The sequence below is a fragment of the Azospirillum endophyticum genome, assembly GCF_016595245.1.
GTDB classification, from domain to species: domain Bacteria; phylum Pseudomonadota; class Alphaproteobacteria; order Azospirillales; family Azospirillaceae; genus Azospirillum; species Azospirillum endophyticum.
This window is the reverse complement of the sequence record NZ_JAENHM010000046.1, coordinates 1-15,983: the sequence shown is the minus strand read 5'-3', so window position 1 is coordinate 15,983 and position 15,983 is coordinate 1. Positions and strand designations below refer to the sequence as shown.

At 66.2% G+C, this 15,983-nt stretch carries 18 protein-coding genes; 12 read left to right on the top strand and 6 right to left on the bottom strand.

Annotation, left to right across the window (positions count from 1 at the left end):
- Positions 1-3 precede the first annotated feature (3 nt).
- The 4 genes from JHL17_RS15525 (at position 4) to JHL17_RS15510 (ending at position 4,166) form a co-directional block, all read left to right on the top strand.
- Positions 4-999 carry a fumarylacetoacetate hydrolase family protein gene (locus JHL17_RS15525; RefSeq protein ID WP_200194435.1) on the top strand — a complete coding sequence of 332 codons (996 nt, stop codon included), beginning with the start codon at positions 4-6 and terminating at the stop codon, positions 997-999.
- Positions 1,000-1,039: 40 nt separating this feature from the next.
- Complete coding sequence (locus JHL17_RS15520; protein WP_200194434.1) at positions 1,040-2,044, top strand: VOC family protein; 1,005 nt, start codon at positions 1,040-1,042, stop codon at positions 2,042-2,044.
- Between the two features lie 425 nt (positions 2,045-2,469).
- Positions 2,470-3,222 (top strand): IclR family transcriptional regulator domain-containing protein, encoded by a 753-nt coding sequence (locus JHL17_RS37880; protein WP_200194433.1) that lies wholly within the window; start codon positions 2,470-2,472, stop codon positions 3,220-3,222.
- 242 nt (positions 3,223-3,464) lie between these two features.
- Positions 3,465-4,166, top strand: a complete 702-nt coding sequence (locus JHL17_RS15510) for a hypothetical protein (RefSeq protein ID WP_200194431.1) — start codon at positions 3,465-3,467, stop codon at positions 4,164-4,166.
- A gap of 149 nt (positions 4,167-4,315) precedes the next feature.
- On the opposite strand, the gene JHL17_RS15505 is transcribed toward JHL17_RS15510, so the two are convergent.
- The 4 genes from JHL17_RS15505 to JHL17_RS15490 all read right to left on the bottom strand — a co-directional run bounded on the left by JHL17_RS15505 (position 4,316) and on the right by JHL17_RS15490 (position 8,439).
- Positions 4,316-5,086 carry a hypothetical protein gene (locus tag JHL17_RS15505; RefSeq protein ID WP_200194430.1) on the bottom strand — a complete coding sequence of 257 codons (771 nt, stop codon included), beginning with the start codon at positions 5,084-5,086 and terminating at the stop codon, positions 4,316-4,318.
- 116 nt (positions 5,087-5,202) lie between these two features.
- The gene (locus JHL17_RS15500) at positions 5,203-5,628 is read right to left on the bottom strand and encodes a DUF350 domain-containing protein (protein WP_200194429.1); all 426 of its coding nucleotides are present in this window, start codon (positions 5,626-5,628) and stop codon (positions 5,203-5,205) included.
- 42 nt (positions 5,629-5,670) lie between these two features.
- The gene (locus JHL17_RS15495) at positions 5,671-7,443 is read right to left on the bottom strand and encodes a DUF2491 family protein (RefSeq protein WP_247893570.1); all 1,773 of its coding nucleotides are present in this window, start codon (positions 7,441-7,443) and stop codon (positions 5,671-5,673) included.
- A 213-nt stretch (positions 7,444-7,656) separates the two neighbouring features.
- Positions 7,657-8,439 (bottom strand): lysophospholipid acyltransferase family protein, encoded by a 783-nt coding sequence (locus JHL17_RS15490; protein ID WP_200194428.1) that lies wholly within the window; start codon positions 8,437-8,439, stop codon positions 7,657-7,659.
- Positions 8,440-8,585: 146 nt separating this feature from the next.
- Between JHL17_RS15490 and ftsE the strand changes: the two genes are divergently transcribed.
- The 4 genes from ftsE (at position 8,586) to hemP (ending at position 11,137) form a co-directional block, all read left to right on the top strand.
- Complete coding sequence (ftsE, locus tag JHL17_RS15485; RefSeq protein ID WP_200194427.1) at positions 8,586-9,296, top strand: cell division ATP-binding protein FtsE; 711 nt, start codon at positions 8,586-8,588, stop codon at positions 9,294-9,296.
- A gap of 4 nt (positions 9,297-9,300) precedes the next feature.
- Entirely contained in the window at positions 9,301-10,194 is an 894-nt protein-coding gene (locus tag JHL17_RS15480) for a cell division protein FtsX (RefSeq protein WP_200194425.1), read from the top strand.
- Complete coding sequence (locus JHL17_RS15475) at positions 10,194-10,832, top strand: YdcF family protein (protein WP_200194424.1); 639 nt, start codon at positions 10,194-10,196, stop codon at positions 10,830-10,832. Before JHL17_RS15480 ends, JHL17_RS15475 begins: the two co-directional genes overlap by 1 nt.
- 137 nt (positions 10,833-10,969) lie before the next feature.
- On the top strand, positions 10,970-11,137 hold the full coding sequence (gene hemP, locus JHL17_RS15470) for a hemin uptake protein HemP (protein ID WP_083897402.1): 168 nt from the start codon (positions 10,970-10,972) through the stop codon (positions 11,135-11,137).
- A gap of 94 nt (positions 11,138-11,231) precedes the next feature.
- On the opposite strand, the gene JHL17_RS15465 is transcribed toward hemP, so the two are convergent.
- Positions 11,232-11,432 carry a heavy-metal-associated domain-containing protein gene (locus JHL17_RS15465; protein WP_200194423.1) on the bottom strand — a complete coding sequence of 67 codons (201 nt, stop codon included), beginning with the start codon at positions 11,430-11,432 and terminating at the stop codon, positions 11,232-11,234.
- A 423-nt stretch (positions 11,433-11,855) separates the two neighbouring features.
- Here JHL17_RS15465 and JHL17_RS15460 point away from each other — a divergent pair, with 423 nt between their 5' ends.
- Genes JHL17_RS15460 through JHL17_RS15445 form a run of 4 tightly spaced genes read left to right on the top strand, consistent with a single transcriptional unit; the run spans position 11,856 to position 15,375 of the window.
- A complete protein-coding gene (locus JHL17_RS15460) occupies positions 11,856-13,247 on the top strand; it encodes a GntP family permease (RefSeq protein WP_200194422.1) in 1,392 nt (463 codons plus the stop codon).
- A gap of 2 nt (positions 13,248-13,249) precedes the next feature.
- Positions 13,250-13,909: a CoA transferase subunit A gene (locus JHL17_RS15455; protein WP_200194420.1), complete on the top strand. Its 660-nt coding sequence runs from the start codon at positions 13,250-13,252 to the stop codon at positions 13,907-13,909.
- 17 nt (positions 13,910-13,926) lie between these two features.
- Positions 13,927-14,580 (top strand): 3-oxoacid CoA-transferase subunit B, encoded by a 654-nt coding sequence (locus JHL17_RS15450; protein WP_200194419.1) that lies wholly within the window; start codon positions 13,927-13,929, stop codon positions 14,578-14,580.
- A 6-nt stretch (positions 14,581-14,586) separates the two neighbouring features.
- Complete coding sequence (locus tag JHL17_RS15445) at positions 14,587-15,375, top strand: 3-hydroxybutyrate dehydrogenase (protein WP_200194418.1); 789 nt, start codon at positions 14,587-14,589, stop codon at positions 15,373-15,375.
- A gap of 60 nt (positions 15,376-15,435) precedes the next feature.
- Here the strand turns inward: JHL17_RS15445 and JHL17_RS15440 are convergent, their stop codons facing one another.
- A complete protein-coding gene (locus JHL17_RS15440) occupies positions 15,436-15,816 on the bottom strand; it encodes a ribbon-helix-helix domain-containing protein (protein WP_200194417.1) in 381 nt (126 codons plus the stop codon).
- Positions 15,817-15,983 lie beyond the last annotated feature (167 nt).

The window sequence follows — 15,983 nt, the reverse complement described above, 5'->3', positions numbered from 1 at the left end:
CCGATGAAGCTTGCAAGCCTGAAGGCCGGTGGTCGCGACGGGACCCTCGTCGTCGTCAGCAAAGACCTCGCGAAGGCGACGAAAGTTCCGGAAATCGCCGCCACGATGCAACTCGCCCTCGACCGCTGGAGCGATGTCGGGGAGCGCCTGCGCTCCGTCTATGACAAGCTCAATGGCGGAGAGATCGCCGATGCGTTCGAACTGAACCACGCCGATCTCGCGGCGCCGCTGCCCCGGGCCTATCAATGGTGCGACGGCTCGGCCTATCTGTCCCATGCCGAACTGGTTCGGAAAGCCAGAGGGGCCGAGATGCCGGAAAGCCTGTATTCCGATCCCCTCATCTACCAGGGCGGCAGCGATCAGATGATCGGTCCGCGCGATGACATCGTGCTGGCCGACGAGGGCTGGGGCATCGACCTGGAAGCCGAACTGGCCGTCATCACCGACGATGTTCCGATGGGCATCACGGCCGAGGAGGCCGTCGGCCACATCAAGCTCGTCACGATCCTGAACGACGTCAGCCTCCGTCTCCTGATGCCGGCCGAACTCGCCAAGGGCTTCGGCTTCTTCCAGTCCAAGCCGTCGACCGCCTTCGCGCCGGTCTTCGTGACGCCGGACGAACTCGGCGACGCCTGGGACGGCCGCAAGCTGTCTCTGCCGCTCGTCAGCCACGTCAACTCGGAACTGCTCGGACGTCCTGACGCCGGCGTCGATCTGAACTTCGATTTCCCCACCCTCGTCGCCCACGCGACCAAGAGCCGGTCTCTGGGTGCGGGAACGATCATCGGGTCCGGTACCGTCTCGAACCGGGATCGGTCGGTCGGCTCGTCCTGCCTTCAGGAACGCCGGATGATCGAGAAGATCGAGACCGGCGAGATCAAGACTCCGTTCCTGAAGTTCGGCGACGTCGTCAGGGTCGAGATGATGGACAAGACCGGGACGAGCATCTTCGGCCCGATCGAGCAGAAGGTCGTCCGGTACGAGCGGCCCGCAGTATGAGCGGCAGCCGTCTCCACCGACATACGGGATGAGGTCGACCATGGAAATCCAGAGTTTCGGATACGTCGGTGTCCGGTCTCAAACGCTCGACGACTGGCGCTCCTACGGGACGAAGTTCCTCGGACTCCAGCTTATCGACAAGAGCCGGTCGTCCCTGGCCTTTCGCATGGACGATCGCAAGCAACGGATCATCGTGCGGCAGGATGACAGCGACGGCGCCGACTTCTTCGGGTGGGAGGTCAAGGATGGCGATGCTCTCGACCGGCTGGCCGGCCGGCTGGAGAGTGCCGGGGTTCTGGTCGAGCGGATGCCGAGGGCTCTTGCCGAGGAAAGGCATGTCCGTGACCTGATCATGTTCCATGATCCGGCTGGCAACCGCATCGAGGTCTTTCATGGTGCCGCGATCGCCGATTCGCCGTTCCAGCCGGGGCGGGCGATCTCCGGCTTCCGGACCGGCCCGCTCGGGATGGGTCATGCGGTTCTGACCGTCGAACGGATCGACGACGTGATGCCGTTCTATGTCGATCTGCTGGGCTTCAAACTCAGCGATTTCGCTCTGCGGCCCTTCAAGGCCTATTTCTTCCACATCAATGCCAGGCATCACAGTCTTGCCCTGATCGAGACGGGCAAGCGCGGTGTCCATCACCTGATGATGGAACTCTTCAATTTGGACGATGTCGGTCAGGCCTATGATCTGGCACAGGGGGAGGAAGGAAGGATCGGCGCCACACTCGGACGGCACACCAACGACTGCATGACGTCGTTCTATGCCTACACTCCCGCAAAATTCATGGTGGAATATGGCTGGGGCGGCCGGGAGATCGAACCGGCGACCTGGAGCCCCGTCGAGCTGGAGCATGGACCGAGCCTCTGGGGCCACGACCGGACATGGTTGACTCCCGAGCGGAGGGCGGAAGCCCGGGACATGCGCCTCAAGGCGGCCGAACTGGGCGTGCAGGAGCCCGTCCATGTGATGCGCGGCAACCACCAGCTGATGCGTGGCACCTGCCCCTGGTGGGATGAGGCGATCCGAGCCGCGCAGTGATGTGCGGTTCACCAAGGTGCCTGATCATTGCAGTCATCCCGAGGAAGGGGCATCGCAGCCCACCGAATGATGGAAACGGCGATTTGTCAGGCCGGCGGGTGGCGGAACGGACGGTCGGCCGAGCCTTCGGGAGGATCCCCTGCCATTTCCGCCAAATATCACTATGTGATAAGCTTGCCCAGCGGCGGGCGTGCTTTCGGGAGTTCACGCCGGTTTCTATCGTCGTTGCGAAGCATTGGTGATTGTGCGGGCCTGCCGCTTTGAGGGCTGGTTCGGACGGGCTTGTCGAGCGGAGTGGAGCATGCGGCGCAAGAGGAGCCACTCATACGGCAAATTCCACCCAGCGGTTCCGCATGGCGTTCGAATATATTGACTGTCACTGCGGATAAGCACCTTGGGAGAGCCTTGTGTCGAGTGTAAAGAAAGTGTTCGCGATCCTCGATCTCTTCAGCATTGAGCGTCCGACTCTTACCGCGGATGAGATCATCGCCATTTTGGAATGCAGCCGACCTCAAGGCTACCGTTACATCAGGGATCTCTGTGAAGCCGGCTTTCTGGTTCGTTTTTCCGGAGAGTACAGGCTTGGTGCGCGGGCGATTGAGCTTGATTACATCGTGCGGGAAAGTGATCCACTGCTTCGTGCGGCGGAACCAACCATGCGGCAGGTGCGGCAGCAGAGTGGCTGCGACATTCTCCTGCTGAGTATGGTGGGAGACCGGATTATCACCATCCACCACGAGCGTGGCACCGATCCCACAACGGTGACGTATAGCCGAGGCCGATTGATGCCGTTGTTCCGGGGAGCTGGCTCCAAGGTGATCATGGCCTCATTGCCGGCTGCGAAGCAAAAGCAGCTGTTCGAGAAGTATAATGCGCTGGAAGAGCCGTCGGTTCTCGGCAACAGCTGGGAGGAGGTACGCGGCTCCTTGAAGGATATCCGGCGCGCCGGATATTCGGTGTCGGTCGGAGAGTTGGACCCGGAAAACGTCGGCATCTCGGCACCGATCGCCTATGATGCTCCAGCCGCGCATGCGGGCATCGTCATGGTCTTGAGCGCTACCAGATATCTGACGACCGACAAGAGCGTCATCATCCAGATGGCCAGGGCGGCGGCAGAGCAAATCTCCGACGCCATCCGGTTTCCCCGCGATGCGCGTCCGTTGATGATGGTGCCATAGACAATCAACAGTTCTATGCATTCACAAGCTATGCTTGACCGGATGGGGTTGCCCGCGGCGAATGGCGCCCGCTTCGTGGTCCCGCCCAGGCCATGGACGAGGTGGCCTGAAGGCAGCGAACCCTCTTATGTCGGTTTGCTGTTCCGTTGCTCCCGGAACCCCGTTTTGCACAAAATCCACAATCGAGGAAAAAATTCTTATAATCTCTCCGCATAGGTCCCACCATCCTGCGGAGCGACGCCATGGCCCTCGACAGCCGTACCCTTGCCGACGACCATTTTCCCCTCTGGGCCGAAGAGCCGCCGGTGCCCGCCGGAGGCTCGCTGGTTCCCGGTTCGCAGTTCCATGAGGAGCAATGGGTGATGGCCGCCGGCATGCTGGCGCGCGGCAGCAGCTTCCTCTATGTCGCTCGCGCCATGGGCTGCAGCCGCACCACCCTGTGGCGGGCCTATTACGGGTCCAAGGATTTCCGTCACAGGGTCTGGTGGGAGCGGCAGGCCCTGAACCGGGAAGCCGACTTGCGCCTTTCCTCGCTGCGCAGCCTGGTCGTCGAGCAGATCGAGCGGCTGGTTTCCTCCGGCGATCCGTCGACGGTGCGCTGGCTGGCCGACCGGCTCGGCCTCCTCGACGGGCTCGGAGCCCACTCGGCCCGGCAACCGGCCTCCGGGCGATCGGCCGACTTCGCCGCTTCGCAGCCGTTGCTGCCCGAAGACCCTTCGGCCGCCGTCGTTCCCGAACTGTCCGAACTGGATGACGACATCCCCGGCGCCATTCGTGAGCGCACGCCGCCCGATCCGCGCGCCGTCGCCGCCATCCTGGCCCGCCCGGAAGCGGAAGGACCGAAGGGCGTCTACCCCTGGACCGCCAACCCCGACGATCCCTATCCCAGCCTCGGCTCGGCGCAGGAGCGGCGGGGCGCGAAGGCCGCCTTCGGCCGCCTGTAGGCCGGGCGGGCCTGCGGTCGGGATGGAACAGCCGCCGAAAACTGTTCCACGACGTTCCATCCCCCAAAGCTCTCCTCCCGGGATAGGGTGGAGGGAGTCCCCCAGGAGGTAAGGATCGGCGAAGTCTCCCTTTACCGATCCCCCTGACCTCAGCCCTGCTTGGCCTTCAGCGCCGCCAAGCGGTCGGACAGGTTGGTCGGCGCCGTCTTGCCCGACGCGGCGGCCAGGGCGGCGGCGATGTTGGGGTCTTCCTTTTCCGGAGCCGACGGGCGCAGCAGCTTGGCCTTGGCATTGGCGGCCTCGGCGGCGGCCAGATCCTTGGCGGCGGTGTCCTGCATCGCCTTCAGCGCGACGGTCAGGCCGCTGGTGGCGCCGGCGAGGCCGGCGGCCTGCCGGGCGGCTTCCGCCTGGCGCTCGGCCATCGCGCGCTGCTGGTCGGCGCGGCCCATGTCGCGCTGGGCGCGGGTCAGGTCGGCGCGGGCGGCCTTGAGCTTCGCGCCGGCCTCGGCGTAGTTCTTTTCGAGCACCTCCAGGAACTCGCGCGCTTCGACCGCATCGCGGACCTCGCGCTCGATATCCGGGGCCATTTCCTCGAGCATGCCGACGATGGTCTCCAGGCTCTTTTCCAGCGCGGCCTTGCGGGACGGGTCGGCCTCCGCGTCGATCTGGCGCTGCAGATGCTCGGCCGCCGCCATCCGCTGGGCCGACAGCGACTTGATCTCGTCGGCCTCGCGCTGCTCGCGGTCATAGATGGCGCGGGCTTCCGCCACCTGCCGGCCCAGGCCGTCGAGATGCTGCTCCATGGTCCGGAGCTCCGCCTCGGTCGCGGATTTCGGATCCCACCGCACCAGCGCCTCCATGGCGCCCTGGACGGCTTGGTCGGTCTTGACACCCATAAGGTTGCGGATGAAGGCGAGCATGGCTTGAATCCTGTCGATGAGGGTTGTTGGAGGCGCTTGGCAAGGCGCCTCGCCTGCACAGATGGGGAGGCGGGGATGTGGTGACCAGACCCCCATCCTTACCTCCCGGGGGCAATTTATCCGGCCATGGCGGCGGCGTTGATCAGCGCCACCCCCAGCTGGACACCCACGAGCGTCGCCGCCGACGCGACGTTGCCGGATTCGATTTGGCCGCGCAGGTCGCGGATCAGCAGGGTCGCCACGGCGAAGGCGACCAACTGCAGGATCACCGCCACAATGCCCCACAGCAGGATGTCCAGCACGAAGGTGCTGGTCGCCAGCGTCGCCGCCAGCGGGATGGCGATCGCCACGATGGAGCCGGCCAGGGTCAGGCCGCCGGCGGCATTGCCTTCCGCCACCAGCCGTCGCTCGTCGAAGGGGGTGATGCGGGTGTAGACGGCGACGCCGGCCGCCAGCAATGCCAGCGTCACGGCGAGCTGGACCAGCAGCACCGGAAGCCCGGTGCCGAGCGCGGTCAGGATGGAACCGAAGGTGCTTTCCATGGGGCCGGCACTCTTGTCGTGTGGGGTGGGTCGGGTCCTGGATCAGGACAGGGAGAGGGAGGCGGGGTTCACGTCGATGCCGGCGGCGATCTCGACCGAGGCGCGGCCGGACCGCTCCACCGCCTCCACCAGGATGTATTCGGTGGTGGGGGCAGGGGACGCCGCCCCCGTGGGGGCGCCGTACAGCATCGACTGGCTGACCACCGTCTCGGTCCCGCGTACCGTCTGGCGCGTTTCGTTGAGGGTGAAGGGCTGGATTCGGCTGGCGCCGGGCTGCCAGACGCGGGGATAGAGCTTGCCGTCCTTGGTCTGGAACTCCGGCCAGCCGATCATCCCCTCCGCATCGTCCAGCCAGAAACCCCACTCGCCCTCGTCGGACGGGGCGACGCTGTCGATGGGCGTGAAATAGCGGCATTCGTCCGGCTGCCCGTCCGGACCGAGATGGATCTGGAAGAACCCGCCGGTTTTTCCCGGACCACCGGGCAGATGCAGGCGATAGACGCTGGCCGGGCCGGAGGTGACGGTGCCGACCGCCTCGATCGACACCAGCCGGTCGCCGCCGGTATCCGGCGCCTTCACCTTGGTGGCGGTCTCCGCCAGCAGGAAGGGGGTGGGGTCGACGGTGACCGTCATCCCCACCCGGAACAGCGACGGGTTGTAGGCCTTGCCGCTGAGCTTCTGGTTCACGTAATTGCCGAGCGTTCCGAACAGGGGCACGTCCGATCCTCCCTTGGAGACGGGGCTGTCGGAGACAGGCCCCGGTTTCGATGGCGCATCCATCCGGCGCCGCGCCCGCCACAGCAGGAACAGCACCGCGGCTCCCAGCAGCAGCAGGCCCCACCACCAGAAGCCATGTCCGGAGCGCGGGGATGCCTGTGCCGCGCTGGCGCTGTCCACCGAACTGGATGTGTCGGCGCGCGCCAGATCCGCCGGCACGTCGGGCGGCAGCTGGCCGGCCTCGCGCGGGGTGCCGGACTGGGCGGCCATCGACTGGTCGAGCTGGTCGAGCTTGCCGCGCAGCTCCGCGTTGTCGCGGGCCTGCCGGTCGGCCTCCTGCCGCCATTCGCGGTAGCCGGGGTCTTCGGCGTTGTTGTGGAAGAAGGCGGCATGGCCGGGCCGGGTCAGCGTATCGAGCATGAACCACAGGAACAGCCCGTCCCACAGGCCGAAACGGCGCGGGGTGTTGTAGGCGTAGGGCGGCGGGCTCCAGCCGTAGCCGCCATAGGGATTGGCGGGCGCGGGCCGGGTGGACGGGGTGCGGTAGGAGGAGCCGCCCGACCCCCATCCCCATCCCCAGCCGGAACTGCTGGAATTGCCGGTTCTTCCCTGGGACGACGTGGCGGGTGGCGGTGCTCCCGGCTGGGCCGGCGGCGTGCGGTCCGCCTCCTGCTTGGTGCGGTAGCGGTTCAGCGCGTCGGCCGAGCCCTGCTGGCTGAAGGTACGGTCACCGGCCGAAGCGGGCGGGGCGGCGACCGACGGGGCGCTGTTCCCCGGACGGGCATAGCCGCCGCTGGAACTGGAGGATCCGCCCGAGAACCAGCCGCCGCTGCTGCTTCCAGTCGATGGCGTGCGCGGGGCGGAGGGGCGGGAGTAGCCGCTGCTGCTGCCGGAGCTTCGGCTGCTGCTGCTGACGGACGGCGTGCGCGACGGCCGCGAATAGCCGCCCGACGACCGGCTGCTGGAGCCGGCACGGGCTTCGGCCTCCTGCGGCGTCAGGGTGACGGCCGCCGCCGTGGCGGCGATGGCGAGCGGGGCGGATGTCGCGGGAACGGAAAGGAGCGTGCCGACCGGGCCGGTCAGCGGCTGCATCGTCATCAGAAGGGCGACGGCGGCGGCACGCCAGCGTTCCTTCCACCTGTTCCGACACCGGGTGGGCCTTCGGGGCTTCTCGGTCTGCGTCATCGTCCTCTCGCGCGTCATCCGGAGCCGGTTCAACCGGCCCTCCCGGCGATTCGTCGCGCGAGCGTAGGCAGATACGCGGCCATGCTCAAGAAATTAACCGTTGCGTGCCGGTCTTTGCGACGCCCTTTACGACACTGCGGTGGCCGTCCGCTTGTCCCGCTCCGGTTCCGGTTGTGACGGGCGTAGGGTGGGCGGACCGCCGGCCGTGGTGACGAGACGGTCGCTCGCGGCTTCCAGTCGCTCTTCCAGGTCGCGCATCGCTTCGGCGCGCGGGCGTCCGGGCATGATCGGCGGCAGGAATTCCACCACCACCGTGCCGGGACGCTTCAGGAAGCTGTGGCGCGGCCAGTAGAGACCGGCATTCAGCGCCATCGGCACGATGGGAATGTCCAGGCTGTCGTAAAGGACGCCGACGCCGATCCGATAGGGCCGGTAGGCGCCCGGGGCGACCCGGGTGCCCTGGGGGAAGATCACGATGGGGCGGCCTTCGTCGCGCACCGGGCGGGAGTTGCGGATCAGCGACTTGATCGCCGCGCCGCCGGCCCCGCGGTCGACCGGGATCATCTTCGCCTTGGCGGCGTACCAGCCCCAGATCGGGATCCACATCAGCTCGCGCTTCAGGATGATCGCCGGGTCCTTCACCAGAAGGTGGAGCTTCATCGTCTCCCATGCCGACTGGTGCTTGGCCGCCAGCAGATAGGGGCCGTCGGGCAGGTTCTCGCGTCCGCGCACCTCGTAGCGGATGCCGACCAGCGTGCGTTCCAGCCAGCCGACGGTGCGCAGATACCAAACCACGACCGCGACCATCTGCGGTCGCGGCAGCAGCAGCATCCACAGCAGGGCGACGCACATCAGCGCGGTCCAGGCATGGAACGCGATGTTGAAGGCAAGGGACCGGATCCAGATCATGGCCGGCAACTTGTCAGGTCTTCACCGACTTCTCAAGTATTCCGCGCAGCCGGGGAGACGACGATGCGTTGCGGGGCAGGGTGGACTCCGCTCCGCGCCGGGTGCATTGTCCCCGGCGCGGAGGGGTGGCGAGCTGTGGTGGAACCGTGATTCGTTTCGAGAATGTCGGTTTGCGGTACGGCACCGAAGCGGAGGTGCTGCGCGACATCAGCTTTACCCTGCAGCCGGGATCCTTCCATTTTCTGACGGGTGCCAGCGGAGCGGGCAAATCGTCTCTTCTGAAGCTGATGTACCTGGCCCACCGGCCGTCGCGCGGACTGGTCACCCTGTTCGGCCGCGACATGGCGCTGGTCACCCGGCGCGAACTGCCGGAACTGCGCCGCCAGATCGGCGTGGTGTTCCAGGACTTCGCGCTGCTCGACCATCTGTCGGCGCTGGACAACGTGGCGTTGCCGCTGCGCATGGCCGGCACGCCGGAGGCCGATGTGGTCGCCCACTGCAGCGAGATCCTGCGCTGGGTAGGGCTGGGGAACCATCTGCACGCCAAGCCGTCGACCTTGTCGGGCGGGCAGAAGCAGCGGGTCGCCATCGCCCGGTCGGTCATCAACCGGCCACGCCTGCTGCTGGCCGACGAGCCGACCGGCAATGTCGATGACGGCATCGGCATGCGGCTGCTCTATCTGTTCGAGGAACTGTACAAGCTGGGGACCACCGTGGTGATCGCCACCCACAACGAGGCGCTGATTCGCCGTTTCGACCACCCGCGCCTGCATCTCGACAATGGCCGCCTGCTGGTTCTTCCCTCGCGCGGCGGCCGAGCGCAGGAGTCGCGGGTCAACGACTTGCGGAGGGAGTAGCGGCATGGCGCTTCGTCCCATGCGGCCGCGCTCCGACCTGCCGCTGGCGGTCGATCCCTCCTCGCGCTTTCTCGGCTGGATCACGGCACTGATGGCGTTCCTGGCGGCGCTGGCGCTCGCCGGCGCCATGCTGGTGTCGGATATGGCGCAGCGTTGGGACAGCGGGCTGGCCGGCGGGCTGACCGTACAGGTGGCGCCGATGCCCGGTGCTCCGATCGCTTCGCTGGACGAGCGGGCGGAAGCGGCGCTGACCGTGCTGCGCTCCGTCCCTGGGGTGCGCTCGGCGACCATGCTGAGCGGGGGCGAAATCGCCCGGCTGCTGGAGCCCTGGCTCGGATCGGGGGCGTCGGACCCGCTGCTGCCGATGCCGCGGCTGATCGATGTCGTCGTCGACGGGCCGGTCGACGTTGCCGCCCTGCGCCTGCGCCTGACCTCCGCCGCGCCGGGGGCGACATTGGACGACCATGCGGTCTGGTTGGCCGACCTGCGCTCCTTCGCCGGGGCGATAAGATTGGCGGCGCTGGGCGTCGTCGTGCTGATCGGGGTGGCGGCGGTGATGACCGTGGTCTTCGCGGTCCGCACCGGACTTGCCATCCATCGGCCGGTGGTGGAATTACTGCACCTGATGGGCGCCACCGACCGCTACGTCTCCCGCCAGTTCGAACGGCATGTGGTATCCTTGAGCCTGCGCGGCGGCGGGATCGGGCTGCTGCTGGCCGGCGGTACGCTGTACGGGCTGCACCGTGCGTCCCAGGGATTGCAGGCCAGCCTGCTGCCCGATCTGACGCTGGAGCCCTGGCAGTGGATGGTCCTGCTGCTGGTGCCGGGGGCGCTCGCCCTGCTGGCCTTGGTGACCGCGCGCCGGACCGTGCTGCGCACGCTGGAGTCCATGCCGTGATGAGCGTTCTCTACCGGCGGCGCGGCGGGGTGATGGCGCGGGCGGTCGGGCATCTGATCGCCGGCGCGCTGGCGCTGGCGGTTGCGTGGCTGGTCGGGTTGTTCTGGTATGCGGCCGATGTGCCGCGCTCTTCCCCGACCGGCGCCGATGCCGAGCGGGCGACGGACGCCATCGTCGTGCTGACCGGCGGCAGCAACCGGCTGCGCACCGGTCTGGAACTGCTGGCCGCCGGGCGGGCGAGGAAGCTGTTCGTGTCCGGCGTCTATGACGGTGTGGAGGTGCAGGAACTGCTCAAGCTGTCGCGTCATTCCCCGACCGAAATGGAATGCTGCATCACGTTGGGCTATTCCGCCGACAGTACCATCGGCAACGCCTATGAGACGTCGGACTGGATGCGGGACCAGGGATTCCGGTCGCTGCGGCTGGTGACGGCCAACTACCACATGCGCCGCAGCCTGCTGGAACTGTCGATGGCGATGCCCGACGTGGACCTGGTCCCGCATCCCGTCGTCGCCCCCACCGTCCATCTGGACGATTGGTGGATGTGGCCCGGAACGGCCAATTTGCTGATCAACGAATACAACAAGCTGCTGGTGGCGGGCGCACGCTGGATGCTCCGCCGCGTGGTCCGGGACTGAGCGCAGCAATCAGGACGACGATCTCAAAAGCGAATGAGAATGACTTGCATCTAGCGGAGGGCTGGGTTATGGTCCTGTCCAGGGTTCACGCCCGGACATCGCCGACCGCAACGTCCGTTCAGCAAGAAAGACACGCCATGCACGACATCGCCGTCTCCGCTCCCGCCTCCTTCGTCGCCGCGTCCCTGCCGGTGGTCGAATCTGCCCGCCTCATGTCGGGCAGCCGCGAGATCGTGATCCAGCACGCCGGGCAGAGCTACCGCCTGCGCGTGACCCGTGCGAACAAGCTAATTCTAACCAAATAAAAGATCTTCAACGAACCTTCCGGGAAAGACGTCACCGAGAATGGGCGCCGGCCGCAATGGCCCGGCGCCCATTCCGTTTTGAGCGACGCGCTTCCTATGCCCGGCCTTCAACCTCATAGCCGGCATCTTCGATGGCTTGGCGGATGGCGGATTCATCGGCGCTGCCTTCGATTGCGACTTGGCCGGCATTCAGGTCGACCAGGGCGCGTTCCACGGAAGGAACGCCTTCCACGGCCTTGGTCACGGTCTGGGCACAATGGCCGCAAGTCATTCCGGATACCTTCAACGTGAGCATGGGTCTTCTCCCCTGGGGTAACGATACTCGGTATGAGGCAGCCTCCACCTTCCAGGAGTTGGAAGGTCAAGCAATAATGCGGGCCAGTTCAACCGCATGGCGGCAGGATCGTGGCCAGCAACGTCGTTGTCTACGATATGAGATATTGTCTCTATAAAGATACTCCCGTGCCGGGATTTGTCTCATTTTGAAGACGTTGCTCCAGCTTCCAGCTTTGTGTGCAGTGCAAAAAATTCGTGGTATCAAAGGTTTCGCTTGTGACCACCGGGTCTCTTTTCTCTGGCATGGCTTTTGCTGTTTTTGAAGGTGCCCCTCTCCAACGGGGGCAGGAGAGGCTGCGCGGGCCGCCTAGAATTCAATGCCCGAAAACGACATCCGTGACGCCAAGCGTCCGAAAAGAATAACCGAGGGAGCACCGTCCAAATGAGTTTCCTGATCTGCTTGGGAGCGCTCGCGTTCCTCATGCTGGTCGCCTATCGGGGCTTCAGCGTCATCCTCTTCGCGCCGGTGGCGGCGCTGGGGGCTGTGCTGCTGACCGACCCATCCGCCGTGCCGCCGGTCTTCACCGGCCTGTTCATGGACAAGATGGTCGGCTTCGTGAAGCTGTACTTCCCGGTCTTCCTGCTGGGTGCGGTGTTCGGCAAGGTGATCGAGCTGTCCGGCTTCTCCAAGTCGATCGTCTCGGCCGTCATCAAGCTGGTTGGACGCGAGCGCGCAGTGACCTCCATCGTCCTGGTCTGCCTGCTCCTGACCTATGGCGGCGTGTCGCTGTTCGTCGTCGTCTTCGCCGTCTATCCCTTCGCGGCGGAGATGTTCCGGCAGGGCGACATCCCCAAGCGCCTGATCCCCGGCGTGGTGGCGCTCGGCGCTTTCACCGTCACCATGGACGCGCTGCCGGGGACGCCCCAGATCCAGAACATCATCCCCACCACCTTCTTCAAGACCGATGCCTATGCCGCTCCCTGGCTGGGCCTGATCGGTTCGGTCTTCATCCTGGTGCTCGGGCTGGTGTATCTGGAGTGGCGGGTGCGCTCGGCCATCGCGCGCGGCGAGGGCTATGGCAGCGGCCACACCAACGAGCCGGAAACCGTGAGGTCCGAGGCGTTGCCGAACCCGATCCTGGCGCTGTCGCCGCTGGTCACCGTCGGCGTGCTGAACAAGCTGTTCACCATGGCGATCCCCGGCGTGTACGGCGTCACGAACGAGGTCGCCCTGACCCCCGGCGCCAAGCCGCTGGTGACGCAGGTCTCCTCGGTCGCCGGCATCTGGGCGGTGGAAGGGGCGCTGCTCTGCGGCATCCTGATGGTGCTGGCCTTCGCCTGGAAGCCGGTGTCGCAGCGCTTCGCCGAAGGTACCAAGGCCGCCATCGGCGGGTCGCTTCTGGCCTCGATGAACACGGCGTCGGAATACGGCTTCGGTGCGGTGATCGCGGCACTGCCGGGCTTCCTGGTGATCCGCGATGGGCTGTCCGCCATCCCGAACCCGCTGGTGAACGAGGCGGTGACGGTCACGGCACTGGCCGGCATCACCGGGTCGGCGTCCGGCGGGATGAGCATCGCGCTGGCGGCGATGGCCGATCAGTTCATCACCGCGGCCAACGCCGCCGGTATCCCGATGGAGGTGCTGCACCGTGTCGCCGCCATGGCCAGCGGCGGCATGGACACCTTGCCGCACAACGGCGCCGTCATCACCTTGCTGGGCGTCACCGGGCTGACGCACCGGCAATCCTACGGCGACATCTTCGCCGTCACCTGCATCAAGACGTTAGCGGTCTTCTTCGTGATCGCCGTCTACTACCTGACCGGGATCGTCTGATCATGAAGAACAAGCTCATTTCCCTGGAAGACGCCGTCGCGCGCATTCCCGACGGGGCATCCCTGCTGATCGGCGGCTTCATGGCCGTCGGCGGCCCCAACCGGCTGGTGGATGAACTGATCCGCCAAGGCAAGCGCGACCTGACCATCATCGCCAACGACACCGCCCGGCCCAACAACGGCCTGGGCAAGCTGGTGGTGGAGAAGCTGGTGCGCCGGGTCGTCACCAGCCATATCGGCCTGAACCCCGAGACCCAGAAGCAGATGATTTCGGGCGCCATCGAAGTCGAACTGGTGCCGCAGGGCACTCTGGCCGAGCGCATCCGCGCCGGCGGTGTCGGGCTGGGCGGCGTCCTGACCCCCACCGGCGTCGGCACGACGGTGGAGGAGGGCAAGCGCAAGGTCGAGATCGACGGCGTCCCCTATCTGCTGGAAATGCCGATCAAGGCCGACTTCGCCCTGGTCGCCGCCAAGCAGGCCGACCTGTACGGCAACCTGACCTATGCGCTGACCGCCCGCAACTTCAACCCGCTGATGACGATGGCCGGCGCCACCGTGATCGCCGAGGCCGAGGATATTCTGCCCGTCGGCTGCATCCCGCCCGACGCGGTGATGACACCCTCGGTGCTGGTCGATTACATCGTCGCTGCGACGCCGCGCTGATCGGGGAGTAGAGAACCATGGATGAAAAGACCCTGATCGCCAAGCGCGTCGCGCTGGAGCTGATGGACGGCGACCTCGTCAATCTGGGCATCGGCCTGCCGACCCTCGTCGCCCGCTATGTTCCTGCCGGACGCCATGTGTTCTTCCAATCGGAGAACGGCATCGTCGGCATGTCCGGCCCAATCACCGGGGCGGAGAACCACGACCTGACCGATGCCGGAGGCTCGCCCATCTCGGCCCTGCCGGGAGCGGCATCCTTCGACAGTGCCCTCTCCTTCGGGTTGATCCGCGGCGGACATCTGGACGTCACCGTGCTGGGCGGCTTGCAGGTGGACCGCGAGGGTCGACTCGCCAACTGGATGGTACCGGGCAAGATGGTGCCGGGCATGGGCGGGGCGATGGATCTGGTCACCGGCGCGCGCCGGGTGATCGTCGCCATGCAGCACAGCGCCAAGGGCGAGGCGAAGATCGTCGAGCGCTGCACCCTGCCGCTGACTTCGGTCCGCCGGGTCGATCTGGTGGTGACCGACCTTGCCGTCATCGAGCCGACCGACGCCGGCCTCGTCTTGAAGGAAACCGCCCCCGGTGTCACGGTGGAGCAGGTGATCGCCAACACCGGGTGCGAACTGATCATCGCCCCCGACCTCCGTTCCATGCCGATCGAAGGATAAAGAAGAATGACCAATCTGAAGGGGAAGGCTGCGCTCGTCACCGGGTCCACCAGCGGGATCGGGCTTGGAATCGCACGGCAGCTTGCAGGCCAGGGCGCCGACCTGATGTTGAACGGCTTCGGCGATGCCGCCTACATCGCGGATCTGTGCCAGTCGCTGTCGACGGAGTTCGGCGTCCGCGTCGCTCACAACGGTGCCGACATGTCCAAGCCGGCGGAGATCGAGGAGATGGTCGCCGCCGCCGAGGCGGCCTACGGCCGGCTGGACGTGCTGGTCAACAATGCCGGCATCCAGCATGTCGCGCCGGTCGATGCCTTTCCGGTGGAACGCTGGGACGCGGTGATCGCCATCAACCTGTCGGCCGTCTTCCACGGCACCCGCGCCGCCCTACCGGGCATGAAGGCGCGCGGTTGGGGCCGGGTCATCAACATCGCCTCGGTCCATGGGCTGGTGGCGTCGGTCAACAAGTCGGCCTATGTCGCCGCCAAGCACGGCGTGATCGGCCTGACCAAGGTGACGGCGCTGGAACTGGCGGAAACCGACATCACCTGCAACGCCATTTGTCCGGGCTGGGTGCTGACGCCGCTGGTGCAGAAGCAGATCGACGCGCTGGCCACCTCGCGCAACCTGTCGGTCGAGGAGGCCGGGCGCGAACTGCTCAGCGAGAAGCAGCCGTCAAAATCCTTCGTCACGCCGGAACAGCTGGGCGAACTGGCGGTGTTTCTGTGCTCGGGGGCGGCCGGCAACATGCGCGGTGCGGCGCTGACCATGGATGGCGGCTGGACCGCCCAATAAAGCGGCGCGACGCCTCGGGGGCAGGTCGAAAGGCCTGTCCCCGGTGCCGGTATTCGGGTGTCAGTTGTTGCTGACGGCCGGAACCGTGTCGAAGGGGGTGGCAATGAACGGGCGACCCGTCCCGTGGCCGGCCCGGGCATGGCCGCGTTCGGTCGCCGCTTGTCGGAAATAACCGACCACGAACACGCGCAAGGCGTTGGCCAACGACACGCCGGATTGGGACGTGCGGCGGCCCTGCTGCTCCATGCGGTCACGGACATCGTCGCACAGTTCGTCTACCGTCAGGTCCTCCCGTCGGCAGATTTCGTCGAGTCCTTCCCAGTAGGATGGCTCCAACCGGATGGTGACATCGCGATCAAGCAACCTCAGAGTGCGGGAGGCTAGAGAAGCTACACCTGTGGATTGATCAACGCGAGACCTGCTGTTCCCATCGCTCGACATGCTCTTCGGTCCTCGTGCTACCCGTGCGATTGCCCCCAACGCATGCACACTATAACGCGACCACAACCGGTTTTGGGAACAAAACTTTAGGCAGGTAAGGATTCCCCCTAGAGGCTGTTAGGGACTCGGGGTAGCCGCACGCGGTGTGGTTGCCCAGATATTGGAGA